The 22,204-nt window shown below is 38.1% G+C and carries 18 protein-coding genes, 1 pseudogene and 1 riboswitch; of the genes and pseudogenes, 11 read left to right on the forward strand and 8 right to left on the reverse strand.

Annotation, left to right across the window (positions count from 1 at the left end):
• Window positions 1–141 precede the first annotated feature (141 nt).
• From KHA96_RS09590 to KHA96_RS09605, 4 genes and pseudogenes are all read left to right on the forward strand, one after another.
• Window positions 142–1,185: pseudogene (locus KHA96_RS09590) on the forward strand (elongation factor G); the annotation flags it as partial.
• A gap of 97 nt (window positions 1,186–1,282) precedes the next feature.
• On the forward strand, window positions 1,283–1,645 hold the full coding sequence (locus tag KHA96_RS09595; protein ID WP_213129083.1) for a DUF488 domain-containing protein: 363 nt from the start codon (window positions 1,283–1,285) through the stop codon (window positions 1,643–1,645).
• A 367-nt stretch (window positions 1,646–2,012) separates the two neighbouring features.
• On the forward strand, window positions 2,013–2,573 hold the full coding sequence (locus tag KHA96_RS09600) for a DoxX family protein (RefSeq protein ID WP_213129084.1): 561 nt from the start codon (window positions 2,013–2,015) through the stop codon (window positions 2,571–2,573).
• 148 nt (window positions 2,574–2,721) lie between these two features.
• Window positions 2,722–3,009: a phospholipase A2 family protein gene (locus KHA96_RS09605; RefSeq protein ID WP_213129085.1), complete on the forward strand. Its 288-nt coding sequence runs from the start codon at window positions 2,722–2,724 to the stop codon at window positions 3,007–3,009.
• Between the two features lie 361 nt (window positions 3,010–3,370).
• Here KHA96_RS09605 and KHA96_RS09610 read toward each other — a convergent pair whose 3' ends face one another.
• From KHA96_RS09610 to KHA96_RS09630, 5 genes are all read right to left on the reverse strand, one after another.
• Entirely contained in the window at window positions 3,371–4,558 is a 1,188-nt protein-coding gene (locus KHA96_RS09610) for an alanyl-tRNA editing protein (RefSeq protein WP_213129086.1), read from the reverse strand.
• Between the two features lie 123 nt (window positions 4,559–4,681).
• Window positions 4,682–5,269 (reverse strand): 3D domain-containing protein, encoded by a 588-nt coding sequence (locus KHA96_RS09615; protein ID WP_213129087.1) that lies wholly within the window; start codon window positions 5,267–5,269, stop codon window positions 4,682–4,684.
• A gap of 160 nt (window positions 5,270–5,429) precedes the next feature.
• The gene (locus tag KHA96_RS09620) at window positions 5,430–6,077 is read right to left on the reverse strand and encodes a TetR/AcrR family transcriptional regulator (protein ID WP_213129088.1); all 648 of its coding nucleotides are present in this window, start codon (window positions 6,075–6,077) and stop codon (window positions 5,430–5,432) included.
• Window positions 6,078–6,087: 10 nt separating this feature from the next.
• A complete protein-coding gene (locus tag KHA96_RS09625; RefSeq protein WP_213129089.1) occupies window positions 6,088–7,197 on the reverse strand; it encodes an ABC transporter permease in 1,110 nt (369 codons plus the stop codon).
• Complete coding sequence (locus KHA96_RS09630; protein ID WP_213129090.1) at window positions 7,194–7,916, reverse strand: ABC transporter ATP-binding protein; 723 nt, start codon at window positions 7,914–7,916, stop codon at window positions 7,194–7,196. The genes KHA96_RS09625 and KHA96_RS09630 overlap by 4 nt, the downstream gene beginning before the upstream one ends.
• A 299-nt stretch (window positions 7,917–8,215) precedes the next feature.
• Between KHA96_RS09630 and hprK the strand changes: the two genes are divergently transcribed.
• A complete protein-coding gene (gene hprK / locus KHA96_RS09635) occupies window positions 8,216–9,130 on the forward strand; it encodes an HPr(Ser) kinase/phosphatase (RefSeq protein ID WP_213129091.1) in 915 nt (304 codons plus the stop codon).
• A gap of 53 nt (window positions 9,131–9,183) precedes the next feature.
• On the opposite strand, the gene KHA96_RS09640 is transcribed toward hprK, so the two are convergent.
• Window positions 9,184–11,031 carry an exo-beta-N-acetylmuramidase NamZ family protein gene (locus KHA96_RS09640; RefSeq protein ID WP_213129092.1) on the reverse strand — a complete coding sequence of 616 codons (1,848 nt, stop codon included), beginning with the start codon at window positions 11,029–11,031 and terminating at the stop codon, window positions 9,184–9,186.
• A 179-nt stretch (window positions 11,032–11,210) separates the two neighbouring features.
• Between KHA96_RS09640 and KHA96_RS09645 the strand changes: the two genes are divergently transcribed.
• The gene (locus KHA96_RS09645) at window positions 11,211–11,819 is read left to right on the forward strand and encodes a class I SAM-dependent methyltransferase (RefSeq protein ID WP_213129093.1); all 609 of its coding nucleotides are present in this window, start codon (window positions 11,211–11,213) and stop codon (window positions 11,817–11,819) included.
• A 6-nt stretch (window positions 11,820–11,825) separates the two neighbouring features.
• Here the strand turns inward: KHA96_RS09645 and KHA96_RS09650 are convergent, their stop codons facing one another.
• Complete coding sequence (locus KHA96_RS09650; protein WP_213129094.1) at window positions 11,826–12,698, reverse strand: AraC family transcriptional regulator; 873 nt, start codon at window positions 12,696–12,698, stop codon at window positions 11,826–11,828.
• Between the two features lie 122 nt (window positions 12,699–12,820).
• On the opposite strand from KHA96_RS09650, the gene KHA96_RS09655 reads away from it, so the two are divergent.
• Window positions 12,821–13,705 carry a sugar phosphate isomerase/epimerase family protein gene (locus KHA96_RS09655; protein ID WP_213129095.1) on the forward strand — a complete coding sequence of 295 codons (885 nt, stop codon included), beginning with the start codon at window positions 12,821–12,823 and terminating at the stop codon, window positions 13,703–13,705.
• A gap of 199 nt (window positions 13,706–13,904) precedes the next feature.
• Here the strand turns inward: KHA96_RS09655 and KHA96_RS09660 are convergent, their stop codons facing one another.
• Complete coding sequence (locus KHA96_RS09660) at window positions 13,905–14,627, reverse strand: YebC/PmpR family DNA-binding transcriptional regulator (protein WP_213129096.1); 723 nt, start codon at window positions 14,625–14,627, stop codon at window positions 13,905–13,907.
• Window positions 14,628–15,539: 912 nt separating this feature from the next.
• A riboswitch (purine riboswitch) is annotated at window positions 15,540–15,641 on the forward strand.
• Between the two features lie 204 nt (window positions 15,642–15,845).
• Here KHA96_RS09660 and KHA96_RS09665 point away from each other — a divergent pair.
• From KHA96_RS09665 to nadC, 4 genes are all read left to right on the forward strand, one after another.
• Window positions 15,846–17,147 (forward strand): NCS2 family permease, encoded by a 1,302-nt coding sequence (locus KHA96_RS09665; protein WP_213129097.1) that lies wholly within the window; start codon window positions 15,846–15,848, stop codon window positions 17,145–17,147.
• Between the two features lie 327 nt (window positions 17,148–17,474).
• Window positions 17,475–19,265 carry an adenine deaminase gene (gene ade / locus KHA96_RS09670; RefSeq protein ID WP_213129098.1) on the forward strand — a complete coding sequence of 597 codons (1,791 nt, stop codon included), beginning with the start codon at window positions 17,475–17,477 and terminating at the stop codon, window positions 19,263–19,265.
• A 519-nt stretch (window positions 19,266–19,784) separates the two neighbouring features.
• Window positions 19,785–21,365, forward strand: coding sequence for an L-aspartate oxidase (nadB, locus tag KHA96_RS09675; protein ID WP_213129099.1), 1,581 nt, complete (start codon window positions 19,785–19,787; stop codon window positions 21,363–21,365).
• Window positions 21,334–22,170 carry a carboxylating nicotinate-nucleotide diphosphorylase gene (nadC, locus tag KHA96_RS09680; RefSeq protein ID WP_213129100.1) on the forward strand — a complete coding sequence of 279 codons (837 nt, stop codon included), beginning with the start codon at window positions 21,334–21,336 and terminating at the stop codon, window positions 22,168–22,170. The genes nadB and nadC overlap by 32 nt, the downstream gene beginning before the upstream one ends.
• Window positions 22,171–22,204: the final 34 nt, after the last annotated feature.

The raw sequence follows: 22,204 nt of genomic DNA on the forward strand, positions 1-22,204 counted from the left end.
AAATATTTACAAAAAAAGGGAACTGGGTCGAAATAGACTGAGCGTTACCTTTTTTTAAAAAATAGAATGAAAGCGACTGGAAAATTTTTACTTTTAAATCAAAAGTTACATTTATTGGTTATCGTGCAACACTAGTGGGAGGCTGGTCAACTGTTTGCAGTTACGGGCCTAACCATGCCCGAAGTCGGTGATGGTCTTGGAACTTTACTGGAAAAGTCAAATTATGAAATGGTTCCAACTTTAAAATCGAAGGTCATTTTCGATCGAGAAATCAATCTAAAAGAAGCAATTAAATATTTTAATATACTGGACGCAGAGGACCCATCTTTAAATGTAATATGGGAAGAGAGTTTACAAGAGATTCATATTCACATCATGGGAGTCATTCAGCTTGAGGTATTGAAGCAAATTGTTTTTGAACGCTTTCAGTTGAAAGTTTCTTTTGATAAGCCTGAAATCCTGTATAAGGAAACGATTGAAAATGCAGTGAATGGTTATGGACACTTTGAGCCTTTAGGTCATTATGCAGAAGTCCATTTAAGGCTCGAACCTGGAGAAAGAAATAGCGGAATGACTTTCCAAAATTCTTGTCACGCGGACGACTTGTCCGTTGGAAATCAAAACCTTATTCAACATCATCTTTATGAACGAGATCATCACGGACTTTTAACAGGCTCGCCAATTACCGATGTTAAAGTAACTTTACTGACTGGTCGGGCCCATAATAAACATACTTCCGGCGGAGATTTCAGGGAAGCAACGTATCGAGCGCTGCGACAAGGATTGGAAAAAGCAGCAAATGTGATTCTAGAGCCTGTTTATCAATTTAAAATTAAGGTCGGTCTAGAACAAATGGGCCGGGTCATTTCTGATATTCAAACTGCCCACGGTGTATATGATCCTCCAATAACAGAAGGAGATCATGTTATTTTAACAGGGCTAGTTCCTGTTGCTGCTTTTATGGATTATAGTACTCAATTTGCAGCGATCACCCATGGAAAAGGTATGCTTAATTTAGTCTTTTCGGGTTACGAGCGTTGTCACAATGAAGAGGAAGTCATTGCAAGTATGGGCTATAATAAAAACGCTGATCCTGAATACACTTCATCCTCCATTTTTTGTGCAAAAGGGCAAGGGTATACTGTGAAATGGGATGAGGCGGAGAAAGAGATGCACGCTCTATAATAATACGCCACTGTGTGAAAAATGGTATAAATACGGTTTTGGATTAATTCATGAGGCACTTCAATTGCCTTATGAGTTAATGAAAGGAATGACTTGCATGGAAGTTAAAATAAAGCGCGCTTATGAAGATGCGTCAAGCTGGGATGGAATCCGTGTATTGGTCGATAGAATATGGCCTCGCGGTGTGTCAAAGGAACAATTAAAAATTGATCATTGGATGAAAGAAGTTGCACCCTCCAACGAATTAAGGAAATGGTTTAATCACGACCCGGAAAAGTTTGATGAATTCAAAAAGAAATACAAAGATGAATTACAAAAAAACACTCAATTGGAAGATTTAAAAAGTTTAGTGTTAGAACAAAGGGAAATGGTCACTTTAATATATGGTGCTAAAGATGAGAAGCATAACCAGGCTATTGTGTTAAAAGAAATGTTGGACCAAAACAATGTGAAAAAATAATTTAATTATTTACTCATACATAAGGATGCTGTAACTGATCCCGTAAATGTTCTAGGAGTTTGGCTGCTAACCTTAACTTGGTTTCAATTCGGGATATAGTGTTAGGTCAAAATAATGGCTCTACAGTTGGAACTGCTTTAAATGATTAAAGCGGGTTAGTGGTATAATTCTCCTCTTAGGCAGGGAAGGAAAGTCTCTATGTTCAAAGACAGCCATTTAATAAAAACTTATTACCATTGAAAAAGCGAAAAACTACTAAATCAAATAAAAAGGATTAAGTTAGACCTGAAAGTGAGTAAAGATTCCGACTTCCGCTATTTATATAATATAATGAAATTTGATTGATAATATTTTAGGAGGAAGTACGATGTTTGACAAAAAAAATATTGTAATATCTGAAAACCCAGTTTCAAAATTCTTATTTAGCAATACACGTTCTGCTCTTATTTGGCTAATTATTCGTTTATATGTTGGCTACGCTTGGTTGACGGCGGGGTGGGGGAAGGTTACAAGTGATGCTTGGACAGGTGAAAATGCGGGAGGGGCTATTCAAGGATTTGTACAGGGAGCACTGGCAAAATCTCAAGAAGGGGCAGATGTTACCGGGTGGTATGCTAACTTTTTAGAGAGTGTGGTCTTGCCAAATGCTAAAGTTTTTGCTTTTATGGTTGCATATGGTGAATTACTCGTGGGACTAGGATTAATTGTTGGATTATTAACTGGAATTGCCGCTTTCTTTGGTGCATTAATGAATGTGAGCTTTCTTTTTGCTGGTACCTTGAGTACTAACCCATTATTGTTCATTCTAGCGACTTGGCTAGTATTAGCATGGAAAGTTGCGGGCTGGTATGGTTTAGATCGCTGGGCTCTTCCATTATTAGGGACACCTTGGAATAGAAGTAATAGAGAAATCCCATTAAAATATTAATTTAATTTTATCAAAGACCATTCTCATATTATAGGGATGGTTTTTTTGTTGTTATTCTTGCCTCGTAATGCTAAGAAAACAGCTTATACATAGCTGCACATAATCGAATATCCTATATTAACAAAATAAATGGAGGGAGGTTGTGTTAATGACACGGAACAGATACCGCAGAAAGTTGCGTTTATGTGTTTTTCCAGAATATCGTTGGTGTGGACCGGGGTGCAGCGGGCCAGGTGCCCCCATTAATGAAGTTGATGCTGCCTGTCAGGCACATGATGAATGTTACCGGCATTTCGGAGCTTCTTGTGAATGCGATCGAGCGTTTCTTCGCCGTCTACGTTCAATGAAGAACCCTAATACAAGAACGGGGAGACATGCCTACCTTTTATATAATTATATGAAATTCCAAGTATTATTAAATTGTAATATGTATTAATGCTTACTTATAAATGAAAATATTGCTTTCAGCTATTATAAGAGGAAACTTCTGATGAATTAAGTAAAGTCAATTACCTAGTTATATCTGTTAAAGCTCTTGATTAAATAAATAGCATTCCGAATATAATGCACACAGTTGAAAAGGCAAAGTACTTTTACTGGAAGCTACTGTCCCAAGTCTAGAAAATTTCTCTCATGGATAGTCAATTCATAGGTGTTGTAGTGCTCGTATGCAAATCTGCAAACAACTTCTAAAGGTCACTATGTCACTTGCCATTTATATAAAAAATGTAATTAAATGGAAAAGAGGCATTCGGGAAAATCAAATTTTTCCGAATGCCTTGAGTTTAGGGAACAGTTTAACGAAAAGAAACCACCATTTTATCCAGCAATTCGTTTCCTGTCATGGTACGTTCTCCACCACCTTGGACGAACGCATCTTTTCCTCCACCTTTCCCATTGATTGCAGATAGGGCAACTTCTGAAGCTTTCTTCATACTCGTTCCAACCGCGGACCCTTTTGCTGCAACAAACTGTAGTCGATTTTCATTTTCGACTACAAATAGGACTATGACGTCATCGTCCTCGGATACAATTAATCTTGCTAGTTTCTGTACATCTTGCATATTCCGCCCAAAGTAGACGCCTTTCACGATATGGGATTCTTTTTTTAATAATAATTCCTTTCCTTCAAACGTTAATAGAGATGCTTGTGCTTCTTCCAAAGACCTTTCTAACGTCCGGTTTGTTTCTAAGAGTTTGGAAACAGAGTGATTTATGTTATTTTCAGAGGCACTCAGTTGCCTGGAAGCCTCCGCTAAAATAGATGTTTTTCTATGTAGTTGCTGCAAAATACGACCACCACAAACAAAATGAACACGTATATTTCGTCTTTGCTTTTCCGTTGATAGTATTTTTATTCCACTTACTTGTCCTGTTGTATTAGGATGGGTACCGCCACAGCCGTTATAATCGAATTCTGGTATAATGACTAAGCGGATTTCATCGGTAACTGCTAATTCTTTTCGCAAAAAGTATTGGTCAAGTTCGTTCTCTGATACCCATTTCGTTTGGATAGGGAGGTTTTTTAATATAATCTCATTTGCAAACTTTTCCGCAGCTTCCAATTGTTCAGAGTTAATATTCTCTATTGACAGGTCAATCGTGCATAGCTCTTTCCCCAAATAGAAGCTCTCCGTTTGGAATCCGAATAATTCTACAAACGCAGCGGTCAAAATATGCTGCCCTGCATGTTGCTGCATATGATCAAAGCGTCTGCTCCAATCAATGATGCCTTCAATTTCTTGAGGAGAATCTAGCTGTTTGGCGATAGAATGGCGAATTTCTCCATTTATTTCCTCTACATTAAATACGTTAATCCCGTTTAATGTTCCTGCATCATGTGGTTGGCCGCCGCCAGTGGGGTAAAATGCGGTATTTTCCAATACGACAAAACAATTGCCATTTGAATCCTGTGATTCCTTAATGATTCGAGAGGTGAAGGTAGTAAGATACGGATCTTTATAATACAGACGATCTTGTAGCATTCAATAAAATTCCTTTCTGCAATTAAGAGTAATCAAGTTCATTAGGAAAATAATATCATATTCAATCTATGATAGCTTAAAGAGTCAACGAAAAACCCGAATGCAGAGCATCCGGGTTGCAATTTATTTATAGACTTTTATTTTTACAGTTCGTACTCCCCATTGCAGTGCTTTTGCTTTAGTAGGCAAGTGAATGTCAATTTTATTTCCTTTCATGGCGCCGCCAGTATCACCAGCAATCGCGTCTCCATATCCTTCAACCCATACTTTTGTTCCCAATGGAATCACTTTTGGATCAACGGAAATGACTTTTGCATTAGGGTTTTTCTTTAAGTTAATACCAGTGGCAGTAATTCCGCTGCAGCCTTTACAACTTGCTGTATAGGCAGTTGCTTTAACTGTCATAGTTTTATAGGCAGCTTTTTTACTAGTAGTTGTTTTTTTCTTTGCTGCGACCTTTTTCGGGGCAGCTTTTTTGACTGCCTTTACTTGTGGCTTTGTTAACTTTAATACTTGGTTTGGCTTAATTAAATCCGATTTAAGTCCATTCCAACTTTTTAGTTGGTTGACTGTGATTTTGTGTGTACTTGCAATTCTCCATAAAGAATCGCCTTTTTTAACTTTATATGTACTAGCCGCGGCTGAAGAAACACCAGAAAAACTAAATATCAGAAAACAAGCTGTGATCGTCGAAATAACTATTTTTTTCAAAGTAATAGTCTCTCCTAACGTTTTAATCTAGCATTAGTATAGCAGGAGAATATGACAGGAATATTTCACTAGAGTAGGAATTGTGTTACATTTTTATTTCAGTTTCACCAAAAAATGGAAAAGGCACACTTTCTTAACGGTGAAAGTGTGTCTTTAGTCATCAATTTTTCATTTCGACTCCATTCAGTATAGATCGAATGGTCCATTCAGTTTCATGTTCATCGTCCCATTCATAGTTAGGAAAGAGGATGTAACGGGAAAATAAGTAGCCCAATATATTAGTAATTAATATCCTAGCTAAACTTTTTGGCGGCATGTCTATCAATTGTCCTTTTTCTTGATAGATTTTAATTTTGTTAACGAAAAGCTCAAATATTTTTTCACCAAAACGTTCAATAATATGCTCTCTTAAGTCCGCTTGAAAAGGGATTTCCTGAAGTATAATCTTTATAACAGGTAACAGCTTTAATAAAACTGCTTTTCTATTTTCAAGTGTATCCTTTAAAAAGTCCTCAATATGATCGTACTCTTGATCCAACACCTTATTGAAATCATTCACAATAATAGGTCCAACTATCTTTGTAATAAGAGGCATTATGATGGACATAAGCAGCTCTTTTTTTGTTCTATAATGCCGGAAAATTGTACCTTCCGCAACTCCTGCTTTTTTTGCAATTTCATTAGTTGAAGTAGAAGCATAGCCCTTTTCAGAAAATAACTCGATGGCTGCTTCAATAATTTTTCTTTGTTTTTCAGTAAAATTCTCATTATCAAAAATCTGTTCAATTATCAAATCTGTATCAGACATTGTTTTCTCCTTATATTTTTCGATACTTTTTCAAAGCAATTATATTTAAGGCGATAAAGATAAAGGCAAATCCTAATAGCACAAAAAGATTATTTTTAATATCGTTTAAATCTAAGCCTTTATACATGACATCAACTAAAGCGTTGCCGCCATAATACATTGGTATAAATTTAGCAATTACTTGCAGCCAGTTTGCCATACCTTCAACAGGAATAATGCCAGCGAAAAATATTTGCGGGATAATGGCGACTGGTATAAATTGCATCATTTGAAACTCAGAGTTTGCAAAGGACGATAGGAGGATCCCGAGTGATAGTGCTACCAAGGCTAATATTAAGTTAATGAGAACGACATTCCATAATGAGCCGACAATCATCATATCTAATACTTTTATTGCATAAAAGACTATGATTAACGTTTGAATGACAGCAAATAACCCGTATCCTAAAACATAACCAAACACAATATCCCATCGTCGAATCGGAGTTGCCATTAATCGATCCAAAGTACCTGTCGTCCGTTCTTTCAGTAAAGCAATTCCTGAAATAAGAAAGACAAAGAAGAAAACAAAAAAACCAACTAAAATGGGGCTTAATAAATCGAAAAAGACTGTATTTTTGTTCCCGTAAATAAATGCAGTTTGGAAATTAGGCACATTCGCTTGTTCCAGCTGCGAAGGTTTTACTTGGGGCAGCTTAGTTTGAATTTCTTTTACAAACTTCTCCATATTTTCAGCCTGATTTTTTGCATTCATTGCAGCAATGCTTTGCTGAACTTTCATTTGCAGCGCCTTTGCTGAGGATGTTTCATCATTTAACAAGGTTAAAATAATCGTTTCATCATTGATTTCAAGAACACCGTCTAAATCATGGCCTTCGATGAATGTCTTCGTATTCTCAAGCTGATCATAGTTGATAACATCAAGATCTTTTTCCTGTAATGATTCAATCAGCTGTTCAATTGGGGCATTAATGCCGAGACGAGGTGTGGCTGTTTCACCAGATAGTAAATAATGAAGAAGGGTTAAAATAAGTAACGGTGCAACCATCATTAAAGCAAGGGCCCGTTTATCACGCAGCATCTGCTGGATGATCCGCTTCACTAAAGCTAATATTCTCATTCCTTTTTCCCTCCAGCCATTAAAAATACATCTTCTAAACTTGTAATTCCATATTTTTCTCTTAATTCCGAGGGGGAACCGGACGTAATGATTTCTCCATCCCGTACCATAGCAAGGCGGTCACATTTTTCAGCCTCGTCCATAACATGGGTAGTGACGAGGATCGTCTTTCCTTTTTCTTTTAAACGATGGATTTCAGCCCAAATGGATCTCCTCAATTCTGGATCAATCCCGACAGTCGGCTCATCCAAGACTAGTACTTGTGGATCTTGTATTAGGGCTACTGCAAGGGATAATCGACGTTTCATACCACCTGAATAATCTCTTACTTTTTTCTTAAGATCGGCAGTAAGGTTAACGAGATCCGCGGCATAAGTAATTCTCTTTTTCTTTAAGTCTTTTTTTAACTTAAATAATGAAGCAAAGAAGGCAAGATTTTCTTCGCCGGTTAAATCACTATATAAAGCATCTGCCTGTGCCATATAGCCAATTTTTTGCAGTAAAGTTAAGTTAGGGACTGCTGTACCGAGTACGTGAACATCTCCTTGGGAAGGGCGGTCCATACCAACGATTATTTTGACTAAAGTTGTTTTCCCTGAACCAGAGGGACCGATTAATCCATAAATTTGACCTTGTTCCACAGCTAAATCAATCTTGTTCAAGACAACCTTTTTACCAAAGCTTTTACTTACAGAATGCACCTTAATCGTGGCTGCCATTGTTAAGCCTCCTTATGTGAGTGATTACTCACTCTTATTATATATACTCACCAATTTCAATACAACGAAAATGAAAAATATAATCCTTATTAAAGATTAATAATTTTATTAAAATAATATTTGACGATTTTGTAAATGCTTCCAAACTTTCAATGAAGTGTGTTATAATAATTCACTAAGATAAAGTCAATGTTGGCATGAATGTAATGGATATAAAAAATTTGGCATTAAGTAAAAAAATGTTTGTGATATGTCGAACAAAGTATTGTTTTGAGGATATAAGGAATGGGTGTGGAAACATGGGAGTTATAACGATAGAAAAATTAGTAAAAAAGTTTTCTTTGAAAGTATTGGCCGGAGAAAATGAGCTTCGTCGAACAGTTACGAAGCCAAAGGCACATCGGCCAGGTTTGGAATTTGTCGGTTATTTTGATTTTTTCCCAATGGAGCGTGTGCAAATACTTGGTAGGACAGAAATCACTTATTTGCATACTCTAAGTAAAGATGAAAGAAAATATAGGATTGGAAATATTGTCAAATACCACCCACCTTGTTTTATCGTGACCGCTGGGCAAGAAGGTTTGGAGTACATCACACAATATTGCGCGCAGGAAGGGATTCCGTTGCTTCATACAAATGAACGTACATCAGAATTTATAGCAAAGCTAGATGCTTTCATGATAAAGGAATTGGCTCAAGAAATATCGATCCACGGTGTTTGTATTAACGTATCGGGAATGGGAATTTTACTGCGTGGTAAATCAGGAGTCGGAAAAAGTGAAACAGCCCATACTTTAATTCGCCGTGGGCATAGGTTAATCGCTGATGATATCGTTGTATTAAAAAAGCTTAGTCCACAAACTCTTCTCGGGACACATAATGAGAGCAATAAGGAATTTCTCGCTCTCCGCAGCATCGGCCTGCTAAATGTCGTCCGGTTATATGGGAGAAGAGCTTTTCAGGAAGAAACGAGAATTGCGCTGGATATCGAACTGACGAAATGGCGGGAGAACTCTTTATATAATGAATTGGAAGTGGAGCCGAAATTTACAGAATATATGGGAGTCCGCATTCCACATATCGAAATTCAGCTCCAGCCTGGTCGTGATGTTGCCGGATTAATTGAGGCTGCAGCAAATAACTGGTATTTAAAACAACAAGGATACAGCCCGATGGAAGAGTTTATGAGTCGTTTGGAAACAGGTTCAAATTAATAGAAGAGGAAAAAACCATTCTTCCAAGTATGGAAGAATGGTTTTTTAGTGGTCTAATTATTCATTAAATCAATTACAATTCGGTTTGAGAAGTACGGATCCTCATACCTTGCTTTGTCTGCTTTTAAATGAAAACGTGCTTCAAATGTATGACCATCGATGATGTCAAACGTCACTTTAGAAAGGATAGGGCTGTTTGCTATTGTAATGGTTTTACTTTCATTGGATGAAAGGGGAGAACCTATTTCTGCGTACGGGACAGTCAAAATGAGTAGTCCCTTTTCTTCAGAAATTTGATAATCTGTATTTTTATTTAAATCAAAAACAACTCTTGCATAATCTGGATTGACGCTATGTCTAATATTAGTGATTATATTTTGAGCTACGACAACAGATCGTTTAGCTTGGAATTTATTGAAACTGGCAGTGACAGTACCTATCCCTGCTTTTATAGCAGTAAATGTTTGACCTTTTATTGACCCAATATCTCCATCTGTTTTCCACGTTATAAGTGAGGGGTTGATATCAAGCTTTTTCCCATTCTTATCGAAACCAATTAATGTTAATTCCTTGGACTGTCCCGGTGCTAATTCTAAATCATGAGGCAAGATTCCTAATATCCCTTCATTTTTATAAGGCTGGGCTTTTGCCGGATAAGGGCCATACATCAAGTACTGGTTTCTTATATTTTTAATCCAATCGTTCAGTTCCTCTTTCCATATGTTTGTAATTTCTTCTATAGGTCGATCCTCTAATACAAGTGGGCGAACATGCTTGTCCCCAATTAAAGAATCATAAGAGGAAGTCATTTGGAATTTTTCGGGATTTTGGTCCTTCATAGCATCCACTAACTGAAGCCCTAACTCCACTAAATTAACTTTGCTTATATTTTCAATATGAACTTGTACACCACCTACACGTTGATCTTGGTATTTACCAAACATTGGTGTAAAATAAGCTGCTCGGAAAGAAACGCCCTCTATTTTTCTTCCGTTCAGTTCTTCAGCTAAATCCTCACCGTCAATCCAAGGAGCCCCAAGCAATTCAAATGGTTTCGTCGTGCCAAGACCTGTAGATAGGGAGGTGTCATCAAGTAATTCTGTCCCTGTGTATAAAAATGCTGTTTCGGGTGTTGGGATGTTAGGTGATGTCAAAACGAAAGGAAGTCCAGTTTCCTCGAAATGCATCGTCCTCTTCCAGCCCTTCATTTTTGCTACTTTCAAATTGACACCGAGATTGTATTCATGATTCCACATGGTTGCCAGTTCTCCGGCCGTCATACCGTGACGGACGGGAAGAAGAAATCTTCCCATAAAGCTGACCGTATCTGCATCACGAACAGGGCCTTCTACTCGGACACCACCCGTCGGATTTGGACGATCAAGTACAATCACTTCTTTATTAAATTCAGCAGTTGCTTCCATCACAAATCCAAGTGTATAAATGTATGTATACACATTCGAACCAACGTCTTGAATATCAAACAGTATGACATCCACGTTTTCCAGCATTTTTTGTGAAGGCTTCCAAGTTGAACCATATAGGCTGTAAACCGGAAGGCCTGTCCGTTCATCGATATATGATTCTACGTAGGCACCAGCTGGCTGGTCGCCGCGAATTCCATGTTCTGGCCCAAATAAAGCAGTTAAGTTAACATTAGGATGTTCATATAATAAATCGACCGTGCTAACAAGGCTGCTGTCAATCCCTGTTGGATTAGTGACAAGTCCTACTCGTTTTCCTTTAATCCATTCGAGATGGTTTTCCAACAACACTTCAATTCCTGGCTGAACCTTAGTTGCTCTTTCGTTGTCTTTTGCTTTTGTCAAATGTGTAGTTCCCGGAAGTGAACATGCTAAGACTAGTAAAATGGCAAAAATGATATAAAATCCTCTTTTCACTTTTCAACACACCTCCCTGAAATTACCAATATTATAATGGAAAGGAGTAATGAAGAAACGGGACTTATTAACCTTTATAGAAAAAATGATTACTAGGACTCATGTTTTTCTAGGAAAAAGGAGTTCATGGGGATGTTGTTGAATTTTAAAAGATATTAATATCAAGGGGAGGGAGACAGATGAAAAAGGAGAAACTCATTCGAATATTTGATAGACAAGCATCAAATTATGGGAAAAGTAGAGAGACGGCTAAACAAAAAACAATGCGAAAAAGCTTGATTAGTAAAGCAAAGGGGGAAGTATTGGAGTTAGCTGTTGGAGGGGGGGCAAATTTCCCATACTATCAATCTGGAGTAAAAGTAACTGCAGTAGATTTTAGTGAAGCTATGTTGGGAGAAGCTATGAAGACAGCTCGTGAGAATAATGTAGTAGCCAATTTTATCTGTTCAGATATTGAAGAAGTAAGCTTTGAAACTCATTCTTTTGATACCATTGTTTCTACTCTATCCTTTTGCAGTTATGAGAATCCTTTATTCATGATGAAGAAAATCCAACAATGGTGCAAGCCAGGTGGAAAAATCCTGCTTTTGGAGCACGGAATTAGCACAAATCGAATAGTGGCCGTCATCCAAAGAATGTTAAACCCTCTTTTATACCGCGCAATTGGATGTCATCATACGAGAGATATAATGAAAATGACGCAAGAATCGGGGCTATGTGTCGAACGAGTTGAAAGTTATTATTTCAATATGGTGCGTGTCATATGGGCAAGCCCCGGCAAAAATTGAAATTTCCTACATCATTTTCCTTTGATTAGATGGCGGGTAGCCCTTAATGTTCTTATACACTTTTGAAAAACGATATATCGAATTAAATCCTACACGCTCTGCAATCTCCGAAATGGACCATATTGAATTAACTAATAGCTTATCGGCTTCATAAATGCGATGTAGATTTATAAATTGAATGAATGTAGATCCTGTCAATTCTTTAAAAACTTTACAGAAGTGATATGGACTTAAGTTCACGATGGACGCTGCTTTTCCAACGGTTATTTTTTGTGAGTAATTTTCCTCTATAAAGAGAAGGAGCGCTTTAAATCGTTCTGCTTTTTTCTTCAATACATCTAGCTGTAATTCATCTCCTTGTTGTACGGTAAACGAGCGAATAAGCTGCATAAAGATTAACTGACAATATGCTCGAACAGCGAGTTGATATCCAGTATCTTTTTTTGTGAATTCCTCAGTAAGAGAGACAATTGCTTCCTTTACGGTGTAATATTGCGGGTGATCTTGATTAATAATGTTCGCTACCTTTGTGTTCCTCTTTACATAAGAAGAAACGATATCTTGAGAAAGCGAGCCTTCCAATTCATTGCCAAGTAATGAAGAATGAAAAACAATCGCGTCGTATTGAACATGGTTAGGATATTCTGATAAGGCTGTATGAAGTTCACCACTGTTAATAAAGATAATATCGCCCGCAATGGCAGGTATTCGATTTCCATTTATATAAAATACTGTTTCACCCGATTTTAATAAAATAATTTCATAATGCTCATGCCAATGAAGATGAAGTGTTTCTGTCTCAAATGTATCATTGTGGAAAATATTAATCGGAAATGAATGGTCAAGTAGATTTGTATTTTCCCATAATTCATCACGCATTGAAAAAAACACCCCTAATCGCAAAATAAGATAAAATTACCGCAATAAACGATATAGTAGACTACTAGAAAAGTATAATACAATAAAAGTAATTAGTAAAAGTGAAAAAGGGGGCTATTACAATGAAGCAAATCAGAGTTGGGACATTAGTTAATGGAGATACAGCGGCAGATGTTATTCCGCAAATAGTAGGACATGGTTTTGAATCATTTGGCTTAACTTTTTGGCAAACGACAGGGAACTATGATTTCGTAGAAAATGCAAAAAAAATAAGAGAGTTAATGGATCAACACGATTTTGTTATTTCAACAATAGGTGTGTTTGGAAATCCTTTAACGGGCCACGGAGATAATGCCGATACATTAGCAAGCTGGGAAAGAATAATAGACAATGCCCATCTATTCGGTGCAGAGATAGTTTGCGGGTTTACCGGAAGAATAGTAGATCGTCCAATTGACGAATCAATGGGTAAATACAAAGAAGTCTTTGGAGAACTCTCAAAAAGAGCCGAAGACCGTGGTTTGAAAATTGCTTTTGAAAATTGCGATATGGGCGGAACATGGACACAAGGTGACTGGAATATTGCCCATAACCCAACAGCATGGGAAATGATGTTCAATGCACTGCCTGTTGATAATATCGGACTACAATGGGAACCTTGCCATCAAATGGTAAGCCTCATTGATCCAATTCCGCAGCTTCGCAAATGGGCGCCAAAAGTATTCAACGTCCATGGAAAAGATGCAACGATCGCCTGGGATGTTGTAAAAGAACATGGAGTACACGGTCCACATGAATATGTCTGGCATCGGACACCAGGATTTGGGGATACGAATTGGACGGATGTCATCACAATTCTAAGGCAAAATAATTATACAGGATCTATTGAAATTGAAGGTTGGCATGATCCTGTATATAAAGATGAACTTGAAATGACTGGACAAGTGCATGGATTGAATTATTTAAAACAGTGCCGTGGTGGGAATTTCATTCCTAACCCGAAATAAACATAAAAATGGGGACAGAGTAATGAACGGTGACCCCTAAAAGTTAGTTTTAACTTTAACTTTTAGGGGTCACTACCAACTCTGTCTCCTTTTTCACTGTAATCTTCATTACATCCTTTTATGAGGAAAGAAATAAGGAATTAAAAAGAAGCAGACCCTTTGTATTACTGGGTCTGCTTCTTTTTAATATTGAAATTTATTAAGACTCAGGAAAATCCACATTATGATATACCTGACTAACATCTTCAAGATTATCTAATGCGTCAATCATTTTTTCAAACTGTGCTTGAGCATCTTCGGGCAATGCTATGTGGTTCTGAGCAAGCATCGTCAGCTCGGCAACGGCAAATTCGGTAATGCCAGCGTCTTTCAAAGCCTCTTGTACTGCATGGAATTGATCAGGTTCGGCATACACAATCACCATTTCATCTTCCTCGGTAATATCTCTTACATCGATGTCCGCTTCCATTAACAATTCGAGCACGTCATCTGCTGTTTTTCCTTCTATCCCAATAACCGCTGTTGCATCAAACATATATGCAACAGACCCACTGACTCCCATATTGCCGCCATTTTTACCAAAAGCGGCACGAACTTCAGAGGCTGTGCGGTTCACATTATTCGTAAGAGCATCTACTATTACCATCGATCCATTAGGGCCGAATCCTTCATAGCGGAGCTCATCATAATTTTCTTCTGACCCCCCTTTTGCTTTTTCAATCGCCCGATCAATAATAGCTCTCGGAACGCTATACGTCTTTGCACGCTCAAGCACGACCTTCAAAGCCTGATTCGATTCGGGATCTGGTTCTCCTTGCTTTGCTGCAACATATATTTCACGCCCAAACTTTGCATAAATACGACTTGTATTCGCATCCTTAGACGCTTTCTTCTCTTTAATATTGTTCCATTTACGACCCATTCTGAACACTCACTTTCAATAAAATCAATAGATTTTCAAAGACTAATCTTTATTAACAAAGGGAGTACCTACCAAGATATTATACAATAAAAAGGCAGTTTTTTGAAAATAAGACATGATAATTCAAAAAAATGGAATCTATGAGGTAGTTTCTGTTGTCGTTCGGGGGTTTTTATTTTCGTACGAATGGAGTTTATTCTCGTTGACAAGCTTCCAATTCCCGTTTGAGGTTAGCTTATTCCCCTTTAAGTGGGTTCAATTCTCGTTCAGGATTTTTATTCTCGTTCGAATGTGGTTTATTCCCGTTGACCGAATTCCAATTCCCGTTCGAGGCTGGCTTATTTCCGTTTAAGAGGATTCAATTCCCGTTCAGGTTTTTATTCTCGTCCGAAGGTGATTTATTCCCGATGACAGGCTATCAATTCCCGTTCGAAGGGGTCTTATTCCCGTTTAAGAGGATGCAATTCCCGTTCAGGATTTTGATTCTTGTCCCAAGGTGATTTATTCCCGATGACAGGCCACCAATTCCCGTTCGAGGCCGGCTTATTCCCGTTCAGGATTTTTATTCTCGTCCGAAGGTGAATTGTTCCCGTTGACAGGCCATCAATTCCTGTTCGAGGCCGGCTTGTTTCCGTTTAAGAGGATTTAATTCCCGTTCAGGTTTTTATTCTCGTCTGAAGGTGGATCTATTCTCCTTCAGAAACAATCTGTTCAGTGTTCAAACATCGTATTTTCAAAATCTCATATATTGCTATATTGGAGGAGGTTCGGCGATATGGCCTAAAATCGAAGGTGATTTATTGAAAGAGGGAGCGAAATTCACGAACATTGTTTAATTTCCATATAAAAACATTCGTCTTTTCTATTGACCATTCTAGGACTTTTATGCTATTAATAGAGTTGTAGAAAATAATTAAATAAAAGTTCATTCCATGTATATGCTTGAGAATATGGCTCAAGTGTCTCTACCAGGTAACCGTAAAATACCGGACTACATCGAATAACATTTGAAAATGATATCTAAAAGGTTTTGTCATTATTTTTCTCATTAATATATCATCATTTTCATTCGTTCATTCAACGTAGATCGGAACCTGGGTAGATTTTTGCCCGGGTTTTTTGCTGTTTTGCACATGTAATTGCCGATTAGCAAGCTGATTGACCAGGGTGTAGCACTTTCATATTTATGGCATGACATTCGAACTTAGGAGGAAAATCATGAATCGTTATTTTAATTTTAAGGAATTGAATACGAGCTACCGTCAAGAATCGGTTGCGGGTCTTACCACTTTTCTTGCCATGGCGTATATTCTTTTCGTTAACCCATCTATTTTAAGTGCAACTGGTATGGATCAAGGTGCCATTTTCGTTGCGACAGGTCTTGCTTCTGCTATTGCCTGTTTAATCATGGGTCTATGGGCAAAGTATCCTGTGGCACTTGCGCCTGGGATGGGGATTAATGCTTTCTTCGCTTTTACTGTAGTGTTGGGAATGGGTATTCCTTGGCAAACAGCATTAGCAGGTACGTTTGTTTCTGGTTTAATTTTCTTCATTTTAACGTTAACAAAAATTCGTGAAACGATTATCAATGCTATTCCTGAACAATTAAAGCTTGCGGTTGCATCTGGTATCGGTTTGTTTATTGCTTTTATCGGTTTTCAAAATGCAGGTATTGTAAAAGAAGCAGAGCCTGGTACAACGATTGTTGCGCTTGGTGATATCACAGCTCCAACTACTTTATTAGCCATTTTTGGTTTGATTGTTACTGCGTTTTTCATGATCAGACGTTTTAAAGGAGCCATTTTTTACGGAATGATCGTCACTTCCGTTGCAGGGATTATTTTTGGGCTCATTGATTTGCCATCTGGACTTGTTGCTCCAATTCCAAGCCTTGAACCTACTTTTGGTGCTATGTTTAGTCATTTAGGAGATCTTTTTACTCCGCATATGCTCGTTGTTATTTTTACATTATTATTTGTTGATTTCTTTGATACAGCTGGTACGTTATTAGCTGTTACCCGTCAAGCTGGATTATTAGTAGATGGGAAATTGCCTAGAATTGGCCGTGCTTTATCTGCCGATTCAATTGCAACTATGATCGGTGCACTTTTGGGAACTTCGACAACAACATCTTATGTAGAATCAACTTCTGGAGTTGCAGCTGGCGGGCGTACTGGTTTTACATCTATCGTCACTGCGGGCTTATTCATCTTAGCGTTATTCTTTTCACCTTTATTAAGTGTTGTTACACCGCAAGTTACAGCTCCTGCTTTGATCGTAGTAGGAATTTTGATGTCATCTGCATTAGCTGAAATCAAATGGAACGAATTTGAATTTGCGATTCCTGCTTTCTTAACTGTTGTTACAATGCCATTAACGTATAGTATCTCAACTGGTATTGCTTTAGGGTTCATCCTTTATCCTTTAACAATGGTATTCAGAGGGAAATACAAAGAAGTTCATCCAATTATGTACGTATTATTCGTCGTGTTCATTGCCTATCTTGGCTGGGCCGTTTAAAGCCATCGACGTAGAAACTTCAGTCCCAGACTTGCGATAAAGGAACGAGCCGATGTTACTTATCGTAAGGAAGAGGGCAAGAATTTTAATAGTCGATAGGCACTGATGTTAGACATAATAAAAAAGAACTCAATGAATGGGAATGCACATAATCTTATGGGCATTCCCTCCTTTTACTAAGGCGCGGTTCTCGTGTTTTTTTGTAAATGTTCAAAAGTTGGCAGCTATTTTCATACGATCGTTCAAATAAAATATTCTTTATGAATTTAAAATAGCAACCATGTTTGAGAAAAGAGCCTTATTAATATCGATGGGAGTGCAGCATCTATGCAAAGCAAAAGAAAAAAACTTTATGAAGTGAGTCAGCAGCTATCCAAAGTGGCTAGAGGAATTGAAAAAGCCGATTTAGTCATTAAAAATGGTACGCTCGTGAATGTATTTTCTGGAGAATTACTTGAAAACATGGATGTCGCGATCTCCCAAGGAAGAATTGCCTATATAGGGAATGCTGAACATACAATTGGTGAAGAAACGAAAGTGGTTGACGTACACAATAAGTATATCGTTCCGGGGTTATTGGATGGTCATATGCATGTGGAAAGCACAATGCTTTCTGTTACGGAATTTTCGAAAGCTGCGCTTGCGAAAGGGACAACAGGTATTTTTATGGACCCGCATGAAATTGCTAACGTCTTTGGTGTTGAAGGTGTTCGTTTAATGCATGAGGAAGGACAACAGCTTCCGTTAAAAGTGTTTACTACTTTTCCATCATGTGTTCCGGCAACGACGGATTTTGAAGATGCAGGCGCGTCTTTAGGTGTTGAGGATATTAAAGCTGGATTACAGTGGGAAAATGTAGCTGGTCTCGGAGAAGTGATGAACTTCCCAGGAGTCGTTTTCGGTGACCCTCTTATGTGTGGAGAAATTGAAGAAACAATCAAGGCGAATAAAACAGTAACGGGACATTTTCCTGCTGAAGACCCACATATGCTGCAAGCTTATATCGCTTCGGGAGTCACTTCTGATCATGAAACGGTCACGAGGGAGCAAGGGCTTGAAAAGGTTAGATTGGGCATGCATCTTATGATTCGCGAAGGATCTGCTTGGCATGATGTAAAAGAAGTGATCAAAGTTGTAACGGAAGATAAAGTAAACACGGATAATATCAGCTTAGTGACAGATGATGTTTACCCACAAACCCTTATTGAAAAAGGTCATCTAAACCACGTCGTTCGCCGCGCGATTGAAGAAGGGGTCGACCCTGTTACGGCGATTCAAATGGCCACGATCAATGTTGCTCGATATTATAAATTAGAACAAGATCTTGGAGCGATAGCACCAGGAAAATATGCAGATATTTTAATTATAGAAGATCTAGAAAAAGTTGAACCGGTTACGGTCATTACAGACGGGGAAATCGTTTTTAATAACGGAAAACTTGTAAAACAATTTCCTGCTTTCACTTATCCTGAACACGTTCGAAATTCAATCAATTTGAAATCGGGGCTTACTGAGAATGACTTCCTATTAAAGGGTAAAGCTCAGCAAACAGCGGAAGTAAATGTCATTAAAATCATTGAAAATAGTGCTCGTACAGAAAAAATGACTGCAAGCTTACAAGTGGTCGATGGATTTATCCAACCGGATTTGGAAAAAGATATTTTACAGCTGGCTTGCATCGAACGTCATCATGCAACAGGACAGATTTCTCTTGGGTTTGCGCATGGTTTCCAATTGAAAAAAGGGGCAGTAGCTTCCACGGTCGCTCATGACAGCCATAATCTACTTGTCATGGGGACGAATGCTGAAGATATGGCGTTTGCTGCGAATGAGCTCGCTAAGATGGGCGGTGGCATGATCGTTGTAGAAAATCAAAAAGTCCTTGCTAAAGTGAGCATGCGCATTGCCGGACTTATGTCAGATCAACCACTGGAAACGGTCGTAAAAGAAGTTCAAAATCTCGAACAAGCATGGAAGGAAATTGGATGCCCAATTCATGCGCCATTTATGACATTTTCACTTATTGCATTGCCGGTCATTCCAGAAATCCGCATCTCCAATCGAGGAATAGTGGATGTTACAGAATTTAAACTAATAGAAACTGAGATTTTCGAATAATTACTATTGAGGCGCTTAACGAAAGCGTCTTTTTTATTTGATATTTAGCTGTATAGATGCCTTATCCTTATCCTAAAAAGACAAGAAATCTCCCAATAGATAACTGCAGCTGGGACAAAAAATGAGAAAGGAAGGTTGCCCCAAAGTTGTCTCAACTGAGGACAAGAAAAGCGAAAAGCTCGGAAGGTTGCCCTCAACTGAAGACAGGAAAAGCGAAAAATTCAGAATGCTGTCCTGAGTTGTCTCAACTGAGAACAGGAAAAGTGAAAAGCTCGAGCACCGTCCAGAGTTACTTCAACTGAGGATGAGAAATGTAAAAAAGTAGGTTTTCTTCCCAAAATTCATATTCAAACTCTTTTTTGCTTTGTGGATTTAGGATCTTTAATTTAATTTATTTTTCATTATTAAATTTAGCTTCATTGCCATTTTCAACATGATACAAAAAAACCTTGTTTTTCATTTTAATCTGTGTAAAATATATAAGTGTAAAGACACCTGTAAACACCGGAGGCTTTCATAATGAAAATAAGTGATGTGCTTATCATCGGCAGCGGAGTAGCCGCTTTACAGCTAGCGACTTTGCTTAGTAAAGACAAAAATGTGAAAATCCTAACAAAGTCGGCCATAGAGAATGCAAATTCTTATTTGGCACAAGGGGGGATTGCTGCTGCACTTGGAATTTATGATGATCCTTCGAAACACATTAAGGATACTCTTGAGGCTGGAAGGCTTCATAATGATGATGAAATAGTTCGTGAAATATTGAACGAAGCACCTGAATTAATAGAAGATTTCTCTAAACGAAGTAATATTTTTGATAAAGCTGCAAATGGACAATTGGAACTCGGACTTGAAGGAGCCCATAGCGAAAAAAGAATTGTCCATAGCGGTGGTGATGCGACAGGAAGAAATGTAATAGAGTACTTAATGAGTAGATTAACAGAAAATATTAATGTGGAAGAAAATGTTTTTGCTTATGAATTAATCATTGATGATCAGCTGAAACAATGCATCGGTGTAAAAACCAAAAATCAAGAAGGCGATATTTGCTGTTTTTTTGGAAGCGCTGTGATTCTCGCAACCGGAGGAAATGGCCAATTATTTCCCTTTACGTCAAGTGCCCCAACGATCACGGGGGATGGAATTGCGATGGCCTATTTAGCTGGCGTAGAAATTGTTGATATGGAATTTATTCAATTTCACCCGACTCTCTTGTATAAAGATGGAGAAGCAAAAGGTTTAATTTCGGAGGCGGTTAGAGGGGAAGGGGGAATTTTAGTAAGCCAGGATGGAATGTCTATTATGGATGGAGTTCATCCGCTAAAGGATCTTGCTCCAAGACATGTTGTGTCTCAAACTATTTTTGACTATATAGAAAATGGACATGAAATATATTTAGACATACGGAATATAAAAAAGTTCGAGAAAAGGTTCCCGCAGATTACAGCTATTTGTTGGAAAAGTGGAATTAACGTTAAGGATGGGAGAATTCCAGTTGTTCCAGGCAGTCATTTTTTAATGGGGGGAATCAAAACGGATGCAATAGGCCGTACCTCGTTAAGTGGCTTATATGCTATCGGAGAAGCTGCATGCACAGGGCTGCATGGCGCAAATCGCTTGGCGAGCAACTCCTTGCTGGAAGGTCTTTATCAAGGGAGAAAGCTCTCACAATGGATTAATGCAAATTTAAAAGAGTATTCCATTCCAAAGCTAAATCAATTTTTTCGTCCCGTTCACGAAAAAAAGGTTATGCTACCGGATGTTCAACTTTTAAAGAGGTTGATGATGAAACGAGTCGGGATAGTCCGTTCTAAAGAACTTTTAGAAAAACATAAAAATTGGTTACAGAAGTTAAATGTAAATGATATTACAGACCTTGATTCTTATTCAATACAAGATCTTACAACAATATTTATGTATATCAATGCGTACCTTGTGACAGTAGCGTCATTAAAGAGAACGGAAAGCCGGGGAGGCCACTTTAGAAATGATTTCCCGTATGAAGATAATGATAACTGGTTGAAGAAAGTGGTTATTCAAAAGCGGCAGGAGGAAGGGGCGATCGTTTATGAACAAGTTAAAGCTGCGCTCATTAATTGAGCAATTTTTTATTGAAGACATTGGCGAACAGGATGTCACAACCGACTTAATTTTTACCGATGATACAAATGGAAAAATTGTTTTTTTAGCAAAGGAAAAAGGGGTTTTTTGCGGAGAAGATATTATTAAAACTGGATTTAATTTGCTGAACCCTGATATTGTTATCGATTTGCATGTGAAAGATGGTGATTCAATTGAGATAGGGGAGCAGCTAGGAGTTGTTTCCGGAGAAGTTTCCACCCTTTTAAAGGGAGAAAGGGTCATTTTGAACCTCGTTCAACGCATGAGTGGAATTGCGACTTTAACTCGTAAAGCAGTAGAGACACTGGATTGCTCTTATACAAGGATTTGTGATACTAGAAAGACAACGCCTGGACTTCGGATGCTTGAAAAGTATGCGGTACGCTGCGGAGGGGGATATAATCATCGTTTTGGCCTTTATGACGGAGTTATGATTAAAGACAACCATATATCATTTGCTGGTTCCATCAAACGTGCGGTTGAATTAGTGCGCGAGCAATTAGGGCATATGGTCAAAATTGAAGTGGAAACAGAGTCAAAAGAACAAGTCATTGAGGCGGTGGAAGCAGGTGCGGATGTGATTATGTTCGATAACCGTACTCCTGCTGAAATAAAAGAATTAATCAAATTGGTGCCCAACCATACGATTACAGAAGCTTCAGGCGGAATCGCATTAAGTGATTTGGACTCATATCGAGATTGTGGTGTTCATTATATTTCGCTCGGCTTTTTGACTCATTCTTTTAAGGCGCTGGATGTCAGTGTGAAAGTCGTACTCGGTTAATATATCAATTCTTAATGAGGGGAAGGAGCATACA

Origin of the sequence: Bacillus sp. FJAT-49711 (assembly GCF_018343715.1) — a bacterium.
Lineage (GTDB): Bacteria > Bacillota > Bacilli > Bacillales > Bacillaceae_C > Lederbergia.